Here is a 15,162-nt window from a genome sequence, read left to right as displayed (position 1 = left end):
CCGAAGATGTACGACCCCACCGTCGCCCGGCTCACCTACCGGGCCCTGCTCGGCCGCCGTCGAGCCCTCATCCTCGGCGCGCTGCCGCTGCTGCTGATCGTGCTCTCCGTGGCCGTGCGGGCCCTGACCGGCGCCGACGACCAGACGGCCGCCGACGTGCTCGGCGGCTTCGCGATCGCCACGATGGTGCCGATCATCGGTGTCATCGCGGGCACCGGCGCGATCGGCCCGGAGATCGACGACGGCTCCGTCGTCTATCTGCTGTCCAAGCCGCTGAAGCGGCCCGCGATCATCTTCACCAAGCTGATCGTCGCCATCGCCGTGACCATGGTCTTCTCGGCGGTGCCGACCCTGATCGCGGGCCTGATCCTCAACGGCAACGGCCAGCAGATCGCCGTCGCCTACACGGTCGCCGCACTGGTCTCCTCCATCGCCTACTCGGCGTTGTTCCTGCTGCTCGGCACGGTCTCGCGGCACGCGGTGGTCTTCGGGCTCGTCTACGCACTGGTCTGGGAGGCGCTGTTCGGCTCGCTGGTGCCCGGCGCGCGAACGCTCAGCGTCCAGCAGTGGTCGCTGGCCGTCGCCCACAAGATCGCCGGCGGGGATCTGGTGACCTCGCAGGTGAGCCTGACGACGGCCACCGTGCTGCTGGTCGTGGTCACGGTGCTGGCCACCTGGTACGCCGGGCAGAAGCTGCGGACGCTGAAGTTGGCGGGCGAGGAGTAGGCGCCCCGTGGGTCCCCGTCCGGGCCGGTGGCTTTGACGGGGACTTCATCTGGGTCCGGGCACACTGGGCACAGCGGATGCACGGCTAGGAGGCCGGTGATGGCAGAGGAGATACCGCAGAGAGACAGGCATGGGCGATCCGAGGCGGACGCCTGGGACGAGCCGGTCCTGGACGAGGCCTTCATCCGCTCCGCCGAGACCTCCGAGCCGTCCGCGAGAGCCCGGATGCTCGCGGCCCGCTGGCGGGCCGAGGAGCCCGAGCCGCAGCCGTGGCGCTCCGACGAGCCGCCGGCGGGCTGGTTCTTCAGCAAGGCGCGGCGCCGCAGGTGGCGCCGCCGGTAGTGCGGGCCCGGAGTATCCCGCTCCCGGTCCTGCTCCTGCTCCCGCTCCCGTTGCCGTTCCCGAACTCGGTCCCGGTTAATTCAGTGGCGCTCAACTCGGCGGCGGGGCAGAGTGGTTGTGCCCCATCCGCCGGGAGTGTCCCGGCGCCGTGATCCGGGAGTGGAGGTGGGCGATGTCGATGCACGGCAGTACGCCCAGCTCCCGACAGGGCAGCCCGAGGCCGGCTCCGGTGTAGTTACCCCACCGTCGAGCTCCAGGAGCTGTCCGGGGCGGCCGCTTCGAGCACGCGATGTCGCTCTCGCGTGGGCCGCCTTCCCTGTAGCCCCCTGTTTTCAGGGGGCCTGCGCTGGGGCGGACGGGGGGTTGCGCAATCCGGCGCCAAGGGGCGCCGCTGCGCCCACCCGTGCCGCCCCAGCGGCACGACTGCCCGCAGCTATGCCGGAGACGTGAGCAACCGCTCCAGCACCACCGCGATCCCGTCCTCCTCGTTGGACGCCGTGACCTCGTCAGAGATCCCGCGGAGCTCCTCGTGGGCGTTGGCCATGGCCACGCCGCGCGCGGCCCAGGCGAACATCGGGATGTCGTTCGGCATATCGCCGAAGGCGATCGTGTCCGCGGCCTTCAGGCCCAGTCGGCGGGCCGCCAGAGACAGGCCCGTGGCCTTGGAGAGGCCCAGCGGGAGGAGCTCCACGATGCCTTCGCCCGCCATCGCCACGGTGACGAAGCCGCCGGCCGCCTGCCGGGCCGCGTCCGCCAGAGCGTCGTCGGACAGCGTCGGATGCTGGATGTAGATCTTGTTCAGCGGTGCCGCCCAGAGGTCGGACACCTCCGTGAACGGGGTGGCGGGGAGGGAGCCCGTGACCGCGTACCCCGGCCCCACCAGGACGTCGCCGTCGAGGCCGTCGCGGCTGGCCGCCAGGTACAGCGGGCCCACCTCGGCCTCGATCTTGGCCAGGGCCACCCCCGCCAGTTGCCGGTCCAGGGTCACGGACGTCAGCAGGCGGTGGGCGCCGACGTCGTAGACCTGCGCGCCCTGGCCGCAGACGGCGAGGCCGGTGTAGCCGAGGTCGTCCAGGATGTGCCGGGTCCAGGGGACCGCGCGGCCGGTGACGACGATATGGGCCGCGCCCGCCGCGGTGGCCGCGGCGAGCGCGTCACGGGTGCGCTGCGATATCGACTCGTCGGAACGCAGAAGCGTTCCGTCGAGGTCGGTGGCGATCAGCCGGTACGGAAAGCCGGTCACTTGGCGACCGGCTCCAGGACCTCCCGGCCGCCCAGGTACGGACGCAGCACCTCGGGGATCCGGACCGAGCCGTCGGCCTGCTGGTGGTTCTCCAGGATCGCCACGATGGTGCGCGGTACGGCGCACAGCGTGCCGTTGAGCGTGGCGAGCGGCTTGACCTGCTTGCCGTCGCGGACACGGATCGACAGCCGGCGGGACTGGAACTCGGTGCAGTCCGAGGTCGAGGTCAGCTCGCGGTACTTGCCCTGGGTCGGGATCCAGGCCTCGCAGTCGTACTTGCGGGCGGCCGAGGAGCCGAGGTCAGCGCTCGCGACGTCGATGACACGGAACGGCAGCTCCAGCGAGGTCAGCCACTGCTTCTCCCAGTCCAGCAGGCGCTGGTGCTCGGCCCGGGAGTCCTCGGGGGCGACGTACGAGAACATCTCGACCTTGTCGAACTGGTGCACACGGAAGATGCCCCGGGTGTCCTTGCCGTGCGAGCCGGCCTCGCGGCGGAAGCACGGGGAGAAGCCGGCGTAGCGCAGGGGCAGGCGCTCGGCGTCGATGATCTCGTCCATGTGGTAGGCCGCCAGCGCCACCTCGGACGTGCCGACCAGGTACAGGTCGTCCTTGTCGAGGTGGTAGACGTCCTGTGAGGCCTGGCCGAGGAAGCCGGTGCCCGCCATGGACTGGGGGCGGACCAGCGCCGGGGTGAGCATGGGGGTGAAGCCGGCGGCGGTGGCCTGGGCGATCGCCGCGTTCACCAGGGCCAGCTCCAGCAGGGCGCCGACACCGGTGAGGAAGTAGAAGCGGGAGCCGGAGACCTTGGCGCCGCGCTCGACGTCGATGGCGCCGAGCAGCTGACCCAGCTCCAGGTGGTCCTTGGGCTCGAAGCCCTCGCCGCCGAAGTCGCGGATCGTGCCGTGCGTCTCCAGCGTGACGAAGTCCTCCTCGCCCCCGACGGGGACGTCGGGGTGGACGAGGTTGCCGAGCTGGAGCAGCAGCTCCTGGGTCTCGGCGTCGGCGGCGTCGCGGTCGGCGTCGGCGGCCTTGACGTCGGCGGCGAGCTGGCCGGCCTTCTTCAGCAGCTCGGCCTTCTCGTCGCCGGTGGCCTTGGGGATCAGTTTGCCGAGCTGCTTCTGCTCGGCGCGGAGCTCGTCGAAGCGGACGCCGGAGGACCTGCGCCGCTCGTCGGCAGAGAGGAGGGAGTCGACGAGCGCGACGTCCTCTCCACGGGCGCGCTGCGATGCGCGCACACGGTCGGGGTCCTCACGGAGCAGGCGAAGGTCAATCACGAGGCCAAGGCTACCGGTGCGGGCTTGTCGCTCACGAATCCCTATTCCACGGAGTTCTGATTTACTGCCGTTCGCCCGCTTACGGTCCGTTATGCGCAATATGCGGAACGTGTCAGAACGCGTCAAGGGAAAGTGTCTCACTCCCTGGGACGGGGCACGCCCCGGGCGCCGGGTTGACCGGATTCCCTTGTGGAGAACGGGACTTAGGGACCCCGCTGTCCACAGAAATCCACACCCTCCGAAAAGTTATCCACAGGCTGTGTGGAAGGTCTGTGGATTTCGGAATTGATCACTCCGGAAGTCCTTGCCGGACTGAGGAATTCCCAGGGCAAACCCGGGTCACACCCACTTTTGGGTGGAAAGTGGTCGCCCTAAAAGATGAATCAACGGAAACGAGTGGACGAAGGGTGAGGTGTGGAGCGGTGGCCGCCCGGGGGGTACGAGAGGGGATTTGTCGACCGACTCACGGGACCCTGTCGACTTGTCCCCAGGTCGAGAAGAGGACCTGTGGATAACTCCTGTGGATAACGATGATATGCAGGTATGACTGGCTAGAAGCGGCCGTCCTGACAGCGGGCCACCCAGTCCGCCGCTGCCATGAACTCCTCGTCCGACGTCCCCGGCAACGTCGGCCGGGCCTCGGCCGGTGTGATGTCCGCACGCGGATAGGAGCCGAGGAAACGCACCTGGAGACAGATTCGCTTCAGCCCCATCAGCGCCTGGGCCATCCGTCGGTCGGAGATATGGCCCTCGGCGTCGATACAGAAGCAGTAGTTGCCGATGCCGGCGCCGGTCGGCCGGGACTGCAGCAGCATGAGGTTGATGCCGCGCGAGGCGAACTCGCCGAGCAGGTCGCGCAGCGTGCCCGGATGGTCGTCCCGCTGCCACAGCACCACCGAGGTCTTGTCGGCGCCGGTCGGCGCGGCGGGCCGGGCCGGGCGGCCGACCAGCACAAACCGGGTCTGTGCGTTCTCCGCGTCATGGATACCGGTCTCCAGCGCCTCAAGGCCGTACCGGGCGGCGGCGAACTCGCCGGCGAAGGCGGCGTCGTATCGGCCCTCCTGGACGAGGCGGGCGGCGTCCGCGTTGGAGGCCGCCGACTCCCAGGTCGCGTCCGGGAGGTGTGTGCGCAGCCAGTTGCGCACCTGCGGCTGGGCCGCCGGATGGGCGGAGACGGTCTTGATGTCCGTGAGCTTCGTGCCGGGCCGGACCAGCAGCGCGAAGGTGATCGACAGCAGCACCTCGCGGTAGATGGTCAGCGGCTCGCCCGCGACCAGCTCGTCCAGGGTGGTGGTGATGCCGCCCTCGACGGAGTTCTCGATCGGCACGAACGCGGCCTCGGCCTCGCCCGCCCGCACCGCGTCCAGCGCGGACTGCACCGACACATACGGGACGAGTTCCCGGGTGGCGGTCTCCGGGAGCGTCCGCAGGGCGACTTCGGTGAAGGTGCCCTCGGGGCCGAGATACGCATAGCTCGCTGGCATGTCCCTCACCCTAATGGCCGCGCGCCGTCCCGGCTCAGCTGTCTCACCACAACCACTCGACCGAGTGGTTTGAGCCCCGAAAGCCCAGGACAACCGGTAAACCCCGTAACCCCGGCAAGGCGGTGGTACTCCCGCGGCCATGCCGTCGTACTGCCGTAGGACGCCGGACTACCCCTCCAGCAGCCGCTGCCCCACGTACTCGCCCTTCGCCGCCCCGCCCGGCACGGCGAACAGTGCGCTCGCCTCGTGCCGGATGAACTGCGACAGCGCATCCCCCCGGTCGAGCTTGCGCTGCACCGGTACGAAGCCGCGCAGCGGGTCCGCCTGCCAGCAGACGAAGAGCAGCCCGGCGTCGGGCGTGCCGTCCGCTTCGAAGCCGTCGTGGTAGGAGAAGGGGCGCCGCAGCAGGGCCGCGCCGCCGTTCGTGTCGGGCCGGGTGATCCGGGCGTGCGCGTTGAGGGGGACGACGTAATTGCCCTTGGAGTCGCTCTTCTCCAGGTCCATCGGGGTCGTCTCGTCGCCCCCGGACAGCGGCGCCCCATTGGCCTTCCGGCGCCCGATGACCTGCTCCTGGGTCGCCACCGACAGCTTCTCCCAGTCGTCCAGGAGCATCCGGATACGGCGTACGACGGCGTAGGAGCCGTTCGCCATCCAGGCGGGCTCACCCGAGGCGGGCACGAAGATCCGCCGGTCGAAGTCGGAGTCGGTGGGCTTCGGATTGCGGGTGCCGTCCAGCTGACCCATGAGGTTGCGGGCGGTCATGGGGTGCGCGGTGGCGCCCGGGGTGCGGTTGAAGCCGTTCATCTGCCAGCGCAGCCGGGCCGCACCACCCGCGTCCTTCTGGATCGCGCGCAGGGCGTGGAAGGCGACCAGAGCGTCGTTCGCGCCGATCTGCACCCACAGGTCGCCGTCGCTGCGCGCCTTGTCGAGATGGTCGGAGGAGAAGTCCGGCAGCGGGTCCAGCGCGCTCGGCCGCTGCTTCTCCAGCCCCGTCCTGTCGAAGAAGCCGTGCCCGAAGCCGAAGGTGATCGTCAGCGAGGAGGGTCCGGCGTCCCGGGCCACATCGGTGTCGTCGTGCGGCGCGGCCTCACCCGCCATCAGCCGCTCGGCCGTCGTCGACCAGCGGCGCAGCAGGGCCGCGGCCTCCTTGCGGCCCGCGCCCGCCGCCAGGTCGAAGGCGACGAGATGGCCGCGCGCCTGGAGGCCCTCGGTGATGCCGGGCTGATGTTTCCCGTGAAACATCGCCCGTCCGGAGCCCACCGAGGTCAGCGGAGTGGCGGGGGTGGCCGGGGCCGGCGCGGCGGCGTAGCCGACGGCCCCGCCGGCCGCGCCGAGCACAAGCCCGGTGGCGCCCGCGGTGCCGAGCAGCTCCCGGCGGGAGACGCCGTGGCCACCCGTGGAATCGGGCGCCTCGGCTGCCTCGGCGGAGGTACGGGCCTGGGGGACGGACTGGTCGGGCATGGTGTCGTTCAGCCGATCTGCGCGTTCTTGGAGACGGTCACCTGGTCGATGTCGGAGGTCCGCACGGTGACGGCGATCTTCCAGTCGCCGGCCATGGGGATCTGCACACCGCTTGCCGACCAGTGGCCGGTGGTGATGTGGTCGGGGGTCACGGGAAGCGGGCCGATCTTCTTTGCCTCCAGGGTGAAGGCGACCTTCACCTCGGGGATGTCGAAGGCCCGGCCGTTCGGCCGCTGGACGTACACATGCATCTCGTTGCCGCCCACGCGTGCGGGGTCGAGATCGATGCTGACGACGCCCTTGCCGTCGGTGCCGCCCGTGTCGAAGGGCATGTCCAGGGTCAGCGCGCCGTTCGAGGGGGCGGTCGCCGAGCCGGCCGACGAGGTGGCGGCCTTGGCCTCCAGTTCGGTGCGCCCCGGCTCGGTCTGGGTGAGCCAGGTGGTGACGGCGAGCAGTACGACGGCGACGCCCGCCTCGGCGAGCACCGAGCGACGCAGTCCGAAACGGTTGGTGTCACCGTCGCGCAGCCGTTTCTGCCGGGCGGCGTCCATGGCGGCCCGCTGCCGGGCGAGCTGTTCGGCGCGCCGGGGGTCTCCACTGGTCTTTCCGTTGGCGGACTGCTTGGCGGCGCCGGAGGGCACCCGTTCCTTCTCGGGTGTCCCGGCCGTGGCGGCGGCCGTGTCGGCGAGCCGGCCGGTCCATCGCCGGGACGTCGAGGCGATCGCGACGAGCACCGCCACCAGTCCGATCTTGACCAGCAGCAGCTGTCCGTACCGGGTGTCGGTGAACGCCGACCAGGAGCCCAGCTGCCGCCAGGACTGATAGGTGCCGGTCGCGACGAGCGCGAGGACACTGCCGAAGGCCACACGGGAGAAGCGGTGGACCGCGACGGTGTCGACCGGTGTCTCGGCGGGCGCCCGGTACAGGGCGACCAGCAGGGCGGTGAGCCCGCCCAGCCAGGCGGCGACGGCGAGCAGATGGACGACGTCGACGGGCATGGCGATACCCGGCTGGAGCCCGACCGAGGCATGCTCGGCCATCGCCCAGCTGGTGGCGAGCCCGGCCGCGACGACCACACCGCCGATCGCGAGCCCGAAGGTCAGATCGCGCTTCTCCTCGTCCTCTTCGCGCTTGGTATAGGCGCCGAAGAGGACGGTGATGAACAGCGCGGCGGCGGCGAGCAGCAACAGCCGGGAGACCAGGGCCGCGCCGGTCTTGGTCTGCAGCACCTGGCCGAGCAGCCCGAGGTCGAAGATGTCGCCGACCTTCCCGGAGGTGGTGTACGAGCCCCGCAGGAGGAGCAGCCACAGGGTGGCCGCGGTGAGCGTGAGCCAGCCGCCGACGACCAGCCGCTGCAGGGCCCGTACGCCGGCGCCGCGTTGCCAGCAGGCGAGCACGAAGGCGGCGCCGCCCGCGAGCACGATGAAGCCGGCGTACGACGCGTACCGCCCGAACGCGTAGAGTCCGCCGACGACTCCGCCGCCCGCGACCGGCCCGGTGCCGGAGACCACGGTCTGCGAGGGCGCCCCGATGGAGAAGGTGTAGGCGCCGGAGACGGGGTGGCTGTCGGCGGAGACGACCTGGTAGGTGACGGTGTACGTGCCCTTGCCCAGGCCGCTCTTGAGTCGCACCGCGTACGTCGTCCCGCTCACGGCGGCGGGTTTGCCGCTCTGCACCGGCTTGCCCCGCGGGTCGAGGACACGCAGGGAGTCGTCGTTCATCGCCACCTTCTCGGAGAAGGTGAGCGACACCTGGCTGGGTGCCTGCTTGACCACCACCCCCTGTGCGGGGTCGCTGCCGGTCAGCGCCGCGTGCGCGGAGGCCGGTGCGGCCCCCGCGAACAGTGCGCCGGTGACAGCGAGGAGCAGCAGCACCAGGATGCGCAGGGCGCCCCGCTGTCCCTTGGGGGTGATGGTCCGCGTCACGGTAGTGGTCCCTCCCTCAGTGGCCGGTCGACGGGTTGTACGTGGCGGACTCCACCGGCATCTCGACGGTGAGGGGCCCGGACGTGGCGAAGGTGAGCTTCACGGTGACCGTCTGGCCCTGCTTCGGCTTGCGCTTCAGCTTCTCGAACATCAGATGGTTGCCACCGCTTTTGAACACGAGTTGACCGTGGGCGGGTATGGCGAAGGAGATCTGCTCCCGCATGGCGCCGCCGGTGGTGCTGTGCATGGTGACCTGGCCGGCGGCGGCGCTGCTCACCGAGGTCAGCTCGTCCTTGGCGCCGCCCTTGTTGGTGATCGTCAGAAAGCCGGCGGCCATGTCGGCGGAGACCGGCTGCGGTATGTACGACCCGCTGACCGACAGCTCGGCCTTCGCCGCGGAGCGGGAGCCGGAACCAGAGCCGGAGCCTGAGCCGGACTTCGCCCCCGAGTCCGAGCAGCCGGCGAGGGCCAGCGCGCCGGCGAGCGCGGTGGCCGTGGTCATGATGGCGGAACGGCGCCTCACGGGTTCGCCCCCTGCACGAGCTTGGGCAGGTCCTTGGTGTAGTCGTCGACCGTGGCCTGCTCGCCGTAGAGGACGTAACCGCCGTTCGTCTTCGGGGAGAAGGCGATGACCTGGGTGCCGTGGACGGAGACGAGCTTGCCGTTCTTGTCCTTCGACGTCGGCTCCACGGAGATGCCGAGGGAGCGGGCGCCGGCCTGGATGGTGGCGAAGTTCCCGGTCAGGCCGATGAACTGGGGGTCGATGCCCTTGAGCCACTTGCCCAGCTCGGCCGGGGTGTCGCGGCCGGGGTCGGTGGTGACGAACACGACCTTCAGATTGTCCTGCTCGGCCTTGGGCAGCGCCTTCTTGGCGACGGCGATGTTGCTCATCGTCGTCGGGCAGATGTCGGGGCAGTGGGTGTAGCCGAAGTAGACCAGGGTCGGATGGCCCTGGGTCTCCTTGCGGAGGTCGTACTTCTTGCCGTGCGTGTCCGTGAGGACGAGGTCCGGCTTGTCGAAGGGCTGGTCGAGGACGGTGGCGGCCTTGCCCGAGCCGGACTCCTCCGAGACCACCGAGACCGGCGACTTGTCGTCCTTCCCGTTGCCGCAGGCGGACAGGGTCAAGGTGGCGGCGGCGAGCAGCGCGGCCGCGGCGAACGTCTTCTTGCGCATAGAAAAATGTCCCAGATGTGAGTACTCCGGCGCGCACCGGGGGCGTACGACAGCCACGACAGCGTTGCACGGCCCCTGTGCGCGGTACGGACGGTGGGGCTCAGGCGGTCCGGCGGCGGCCCGCGAGGACGCCGTAGGCGACGCCCGCGGCGCCGACGACGATGCCGACCACGCCGAGCACGCGCGCGGTGGTGTCGGTGTCATGCGAGCCGGAGTCCGCGGCGGCGGCCGTGTTCTCGCTGTTCTCGCTCTTGTCGGAGGTGTCCTTGGCGTTCGCCGTGCCGTGGTGGTCGTCGCCCGCGGCGGACAGCTGCAGCACCGGTGCCGGGTTCTCCGGCTCGTCCTGGCCGGCCCGCGGTGCCTCGATCCAGCGCACGACCTCGTTGTCCGAGTACGTCTGCAGGGCCTTGAACACGAGCTGGTCGGTGTTCTCGGGCAGGGCGCCGACGGAGAGGGGGAACTTCTGGAAGTAGCCGGGCTGGATGCCCTTGCCGTCGGCGGCGGTCCAGGTGACCTTGGTGACGGCCTCGTCGATCTTCTCGCCGTGCAGGGTCAACGGCTTGTCCAGCTTGGACTTGGTGACCTTCACGCTCCAGCCCGGGACGGGCTCGGGCATGACCGAGGCGAGCGGCTGGCCGGTCGGGAAGTTGACCTCGACCTTGGTGGTCGAGGCCTTGTCGCGCTCGTTGGGGACCTTGAAGTCGACGACCGCGTAGCCGCCCTTGGCCGCGGTGCCCTCGGGCTGCACGGTGACATGCGCGAAGGCGGGCGCGGACAGTGCGAGGACGGCCGTGCCCGCGACGGCGGTGGCGGCGGCGAGACGCGAGGCGATACGAGAAGCCTGCATGGCAGGAGCACTCCACTCTGAGAGTTCCGGTGTGAGTTCCGGTGACGAAGCGAGGTACGCGTGCGCGGGGTCCGTGCCGCTCGAAGCGGCCGGACAGGGGGCACGCGTGCGTGCCGCGCGACGGCGGCAGCCCTCGGTGGAGTGGCGCGCGCGTCGCGTCAGGCGGCGAGACGGAAGCCGGCGACGGGCGGGCCGCGCCGGATCACCGTGTGCTGGAGTGCGCTGGTGCGCGGGGCGGGCGGCTCGTCCCGGGCCGCACGACGGCCGAGCGGGCCGGGCCCGGAGGCGGGGAGCAGTCCGGCGCACAGAGCGCGCGTCAGCGCGAGCGCCGCGCGCAGGGATCGCACGAGGGCCCCCTCCGCGACTCCATGCGCCGACAGCTCGATCAGCCGCAGCAGCGCCAGGTCGCCGCGGCGCAGCAGCCAGCCCGCGGCGACGGCCGCGAGCGTGTGACCGAGCAGCATCGGCAGCGAGGGCAGCAGCGCGGCGAAGGAGCCGGTGGTGCCGTCCGCGTGGGGCATGCCGCCCGGCAGGGTCAGGGGCCGGCCCGAGCGGTCGATGAGGTGGGCGGCGAGCAGGACGTGGTAGGCGCGCCCGGGGGTGAGCGCGGCGGGGCTCGACCCGCACAGGAACCGCGCGGCCTGCTCGACCAGCGTGGCATCGCTCACCGAGGAGCCGCGCGCACCCGGTGCTCCCATCGCCATGCCGCCCGAGACCCTGCCGCCCGAGACCATGGCGGCCCCGTGCTGGCCCAGCCCGAACAGCATGTGCAGGGCGGTCTGGCCGAACGCGAGGAGCGCGGCGATGCCGGGCAGCGAGCGGGCCCGCCCGGCGAGCGGCACCACGAGCAGCAGACAGCCGAGGAATCCCGCGCCCAGCGTCCACAGCGGCACGCTCGCGCAGGAGGCGAGGGCGTGCCCGCACGCGGCCAGCGCGACGCAGACCGCGGCGAACACCGCGGCCCGCAGGATCCGGAGCCCGGCTCCGGGACGCGCCGTGCGCGGGTGGGGGGCAGTCATGGCGGGGCCCATCATCCCACTGGGCTTATCGGCCCCCTACGGCAGGGCCGCGGGATCGCGAACCCGCCGCCCCGCATACATCGCCCCTCATACACCGATTCCTCCCGCCGCGCATCGGCTGTATGGGCGGAGTCACGTCAACGGTGTGCTTACGGCCCCCTATGGGCGGCAATACGTATCGGTATGTCGAGCCGCGGCCAGGAGGCTGGAGCATGAGCATCTGGTGGTCACTCCATCTGCGGCGCGAGGCCGCGAGCGTGCCGCTCGCCCGGCGGCTGCTCATCGGCACCATGGAGACGGCGGGCGTCGACCCCGAGATCTCCTACGACCTCTCCGTCGCCCTGAGCGAGGCCTGCGCGAACGCCGTCGAGCACGGCGGCCGCACCCCGCAGGGCGGCTCCTCGGGGGCGTACCGGGTGACCGCGTATCTCGACGGCGAGAAGTGCCGTATCGAGGTTGCCGATTCCGGACCGGGGCTCCCGCGTCCGCAGGAGATCCGCCCCGCCCACGTGGACGCCGAGCACGGCCGGGGGCTGTGTCTGATCCGCGAACTCACCGATCATGTCCAGATCGGCGCCAAGCCGGGCCGGGGCGGCACGGTGGTCAGCTTCGACAAGATCCTCAAATGGCGGAAGGATCCGTCCCTGCTCAGCGCTTGAGCGGTTCAGCCGTCCAGCACCTTCGCCAGCAACTCCAGGGCCTCCGGATACGCCCGCTCGCGGGGTGTGCCGTAGCCGACGACCAGGCCCTGCGGGCGGCCGGGGCCGGGGGTGTGCCAGTGGTCGCCGAGGACGCCGAGGGCAAGGCCTTCCGCTTCCGCGCGGGCCAGTACCCCGGCCTCGTCGGGTACGTCGATCAGCGCGTGCAGCCCGGCCGCGATCCCGTGCACGCCGCGGCCCGCCCCCAGCCGGTCCAGCAACTGGTCCCGGCGGCGCCGGTAGCGCAGCCGGCACGCGCGCACATGCCGGTCGTAGGCATGGCTGTCGATCAGCTCGGCGAGCGCGAGCTGGCCGATGGTCTCGGTGTGGTGGTCGCTGTGCAGCTTGGCGTCGGCGACCGGGTCGACCAGCCGCTGCGGCAGCACCATCCAGCCGAGCCGCAGCGCCGGGCCGAGCGTCTTGGAGGCGGTACCCAGGTACACCACATGGCCGGGCGCCATGCCCTGCAACGCGCCCACCGGCTGGCGGTCGTAGCGGAACTCCCCGTCGTAGTCGTCCTCGACGATCAGCCCGCCACGCGTGCGTGCCCAGTCGCCGAGCGCCCGCCGTCGCTCCGGGTGCAGGGTCACCCCGGTCGGGTACTGGTGCGCCGGGGTGACCACCACGGCGGCCGCCTCGCCCAGCCGCTCGGGGCGCACCCCGCGCGCGTCGACCGGCACCGGCAGAACCGTTCCGCCGTTGCGCCGCACCACCTCCCGGTGGAACGGCAGCCCGGGGTCCTCCATGGCGACGACGGCGCCGTCGAGCACGCGGGTCAGGAGCGCGAGGCCCTGGACGTACCCGGAGGTGATGACGATCCGTTCCGGCGGCGCGAGCACCCCCCGCGCCCGGCCCAGATAGCCGGAGAGCGCCGTACGCAGCTCGATCCGGCCGCGCGGGTCGCCGTAGTCGTACGCCAGTGAGGGCGCCGTCGCGATGGCCCGGCGCAGCGCCCGCAGCCAGGCGGCCGCGGGGAACGCGCCGACGTCCGGGCTGCCGGGGCGCAGATCGAAACGCGGGGCACGCGTGCGTGCCGCCGTGCCGGGTGCCGTCGACTCCACGGCCGGCAGTTCGGCGACGCGGGTGCCCGAGCCCTGGCGTGCCGTCAGATATCCCTCGGCGACGAGCTGGTCGTAGGCGGCCTTGGCGGTGCCGCGTGAGATGCCGAGTTCGGTGGCGAGGCGCCGGGTGGCCGGCAGCCAGGTCCCCGGGGCGAGCCGCCCGTCCCGCACGGCGTCCCGCAGGGCCCGCTCCAGCCCGATCCGGCGGCCGTCCGCCGAGTCCGGCTCCAGGTGCAGATCGACACCGACACCGGACCAGAAGTCGCTCACGAGAACCTTCCCCCCAGGCACGCGAATGGCCGGGCACCTGCCCGGTACCCGGCCATTGAACTAGAGGTCAGCCCTTCAGCGAACCCATCCACGCCTCGACCTCGTCGGAGCGCCGCGGCAGCCCGGCCGAAAGGTTTCGGTTGCCGTCCTCGGTCACCAGGATGTCGTCCTCGATGCGGACGCCGATGCCCCGGTACTCCTCGGGCACGGTCAGGTCGTCGGCCTGGAAGTACAGTCCCGGCTCGACCGTCAGCACCATGCCCGGCTCCAGGACGCCCTCCACATACGTCTCGGTCCGCGCGGCGGCGCAGTCGTGGACGTCCAGGCCGAGCATGTGGCCGGTGCCGTGCAGGGTCCAGCGGCGCTGCAGACCCAGCTCCAGGACCCGCTCGACCGGGCCCTCGACCAGGCCCCACTCGACGAGCCTCTCGGCGAGCACATGCTGGGCGGCGTCGTGGAAGTCGCGGTACTTGGCGCCCGGCTGTACGGCCGCGATACCGGCCTCCTGGGCCTCGTACACCGCGTCGTAGATCTTCTTCTGGATCTCGGTGTACGTGCCGTTGATCGGCAGCGTGCGCGTGACGTCGGCGGTGTAGAGGGTGTGCGTCTCCACGCCGGCGTCGAGCAGGAGCAGGTCGCCGGAGCGGACCGGCCCGTCGTTGCGCACCCAGTGCAGGGTGCAGGCGTGCGGGCCGGCGGCGCAGATGGAACCGTAGCCGACGTCGTTGCCCTCTACCCGGGCGCGGAGGAAGAACGTGCCCTCGATGTAGCGCTCGCTCGTGGCCTCGGCCTTGTCGAGGACCTTCACGACGTCCTCGAAGCCGCGCACCGTGGAGTCGACGGCCTTCTGCAGCTCGCCGATCTCGAACGCGTCCTTGACCAGCCGGGCCTCGGAGAGGAAGACGCGCAGCTCCTCGTCGCGCTCGGCGGTGACCTTGTCGGTGAGGGCCGCCTCGATGCCGGCGTCGTGGCCGCGCACCACGCGGACCGGGCCGGTGGCCGCCGTCAGCTTCTCCGCCAGCTCGCGCACGTCGGAGGCCGGGATGCCGTACAGCGCCTCGGACTCGGTGAGGGAGTGCCGGCGGCCGACCCACAGCTCGCCCTGGCCGGAGAGCCAGAACTCGCCGTTCTCGCGGTCGGAGCGGGGCAGGAGGTAGATCGTCGCCTCGTGGCCCTCGGCGGTGGGCTCCAGGACCAGGACGCCGTCCTCCGACTGGTTGCCGGTGAGGTAGGCGTACTCGACGGAGGCGCGGAAGGCGTACTCGGTGTCGTTCGAGCGGGTCTTCAGGTTGCCCGCCGGGATCACCAGGCGCTCGCCAGGGAAGCGGGCGGAGAGCGCGGCGCGGCGGCGCGCGGTCTCGGTGGCCTGCGCGATCGGCTCCAGGTCACGCAGCTCCGTGTCGGCCCAGCCGGACTGCATGTTCTCGGCCAGCTCGTCGGAGACGCCTGGGTACAGGCCGTTCTTCCGCTGCTTTATGGGCTCCTCGGACTCGGTCTCGGGGCCCTCCGCGGTAGCGGTGTCGGGCACGACCGGGTTGAGCTCGTCGGACACGTGATCCTCCTCCATACGCCTTGTGATCTCCCCCGGGGCCCGCGACGCTCCTGCTTGTGGCCGAGCGGGGACCACCATCATCGTACG

At 71.4% G+C, this 15,162-nt stretch carries 14 protein-coding genes; 3 read left to right on the top strand and 11 right to left on the bottom strand.

The window, feature by feature from the left end:
• Positions 1 to 6: 6 nt before the first annotated feature.
• Both IE277_RS15920 and IE277_RS15915 read left to right on the top strand, forming a co-directional pair.
• Positions 7 to 726 (top strand): ABC transporter permease, encoded by a 720-nt coding sequence (locus IE277_RS15920; protein ID WP_189952842.1) that lies wholly within the window; start codon positions 7 to 9, stop codon positions 724 to 726.
• A gap of 99 nt (positions 727 to 825) precedes the next feature.
• Positions 826 to 1,068, top strand: a complete 243-nt coding sequence (locus IE277_RS15915) for an SGM_3592 family protein (protein WP_189952840.1) — start codon at positions 826 to 828, stop codon at positions 1,066 to 1,068.
• Between the two features lie 433 nt (positions 1,069 to 1,501).
• Here the strand turns inward: IE277_RS15915 and IE277_RS15910 are convergent, their stop codons facing one another.
• The 9 genes from IE277_RS15910 to IE277_RS15870 all read right to left on the bottom strand — a co-directional run bounded on the left by IE277_RS15910 (position 1,502) and on the right by IE277_RS15870 (position 11,494).
• Positions 1,502 to 2,311, bottom strand: a complete 810-nt coding sequence (locus IE277_RS15910) for an HAD family hydrolase (RefSeq protein WP_189952838.1) — start codon at positions 2,309 to 2,311, stop codon at positions 1,502 to 1,504.
• Positions 2,308 to 3,585: a serine--tRNA ligase gene (serS, locus tag IE277_RS15905; RefSeq protein ID WP_189952836.1), complete on the bottom strand. Its 1,278-nt coding sequence runs from the start codon at positions 3,583 to 3,585 to the stop codon at positions 2,308 to 2,310. Before serS ends, IE277_RS15910 begins: the two co-directional genes overlap by 4 nt.
• A gap of 551 nt (positions 3,586 to 4,136) precedes the next feature.
• Positions 4,137 to 5,069 (bottom strand): prephenate dehydratase, encoded by a 933-nt coding sequence (gene pheA, locus IE277_RS15900; protein ID WP_189952834.1) that lies wholly within the window; start codon positions 5,067 to 5,069, stop codon positions 4,137 to 4,139.
• A 168-nt stretch (positions 5,070 to 5,237) separates the two neighbouring features.
• Positions 5,238 to 6,530: an iron uptake transporter deferrochelatase/peroxidase subunit gene (efeB, locus tag IE277_RS15895; RefSeq protein ID WP_189952832.1), complete on the bottom strand. Its 1,293-nt coding sequence runs from the start codon at positions 6,528 to 6,530 to the stop codon at positions 5,238 to 5,240.
• A gap of 8 nt (positions 6,531 to 6,538) precedes the next feature.
• Positions 6,539 to 8,455: a copper resistance CopC/CopD family protein gene (locus tag IE277_RS15890; RefSeq protein WP_189952830.1), complete on the bottom strand. Its 1,917-nt coding sequence runs from the start codon at positions 8,453 to 8,455 to the stop codon at positions 6,539 to 6,541.
• Between the two features lie 16 nt (positions 8,456 to 8,471).
• Positions 8,472 to 8,978 (bottom strand): copper chaperone PCu(A)C, encoded by a 507-nt coding sequence (locus tag IE277_RS15885; protein ID WP_189952829.1) that lies wholly within the window; start codon positions 8,976 to 8,978, stop codon positions 8,472 to 8,474.
• A complete protein-coding gene (locus tag IE277_RS15880) occupies positions 8,975 to 9,628 on the bottom strand; it encodes an SCO family protein (RefSeq protein WP_189952826.1) in 654 nt (217 codons plus the stop codon). Before IE277_RS15880 ends, IE277_RS15885 begins: the two co-directional genes overlap by 4 nt.
• 100 nt (positions 9,629 to 9,728) lie before the next feature.
• Entirely contained in the window at positions 9,729 to 10,475 is a 747-nt protein-coding gene (locus IE277_RS15875) for a YcnI family copper-binding membrane protein (protein ID WP_189952824.1), read from the bottom strand.
• Between the two features lie 158 nt (positions 10,476 to 10,633).
• Positions 10,634 to 11,494, bottom strand: coding sequence for a hypothetical protein (locus tag IE277_RS15870; protein ID WP_189952822.1), 861 nt, complete (start codon positions 11,492 to 11,494; stop codon positions 10,634 to 10,636).
• Positions 11,495 to 11,706: 212 nt separating this feature from the next.
• Between IE277_RS15870 and IE277_RS15865 the strand changes: the two genes are divergently transcribed.
• Positions 11,707 to 12,153 carry an ATP-binding protein gene (locus IE277_RS15865; protein WP_189952820.1) on the top strand — a complete coding sequence of 149 codons (447 nt, stop codon included), beginning with the start codon at positions 11,707 to 11,709 and terminating at the stop codon, positions 12,151 to 12,153.
• Between the two features lie 5 nt (positions 12,154 to 12,158).
• Here the strand turns inward: IE277_RS15865 and pdxR are convergent, their stop codons facing one another.
• Together pdxR and IE277_RS15855 are read right to left on the bottom strand one after the other, a co-directional pair.
• Positions 12,159 to 13,523 (bottom strand): MocR-like pyridoxine biosynthesis transcription factor PdxR, encoded by a 1,365-nt coding sequence (pdxR, locus tag IE277_RS15860; protein WP_189952818.1) that lies wholly within the window; start codon positions 13,521 to 13,523, stop codon positions 12,159 to 12,161.
• 67 nt (positions 13,524 to 13,590) lie between these two features.
• Entirely contained in the window at positions 13,591 to 15,090 is a 1,500-nt protein-coding gene (locus IE277_RS15855; protein WP_229881585.1) for an aminopeptidase P family protein, read from the bottom strand.
• Between the last annotated feature and the right edge of the window lie 72 nt (positions 15,091 to 15,162).

The organism is Streptomyces alanosinicus (assembly GCF_014650595.1).
GTDB lineage: Bacteria > Actinomycetota > Actinomycetes > Streptomycetales > Streptomycetaceae > Streptomyces > Streptomyces alanosinicus.
This window is presented reverse-complemented; position numbering and strand designations above follow the sequence as displayed.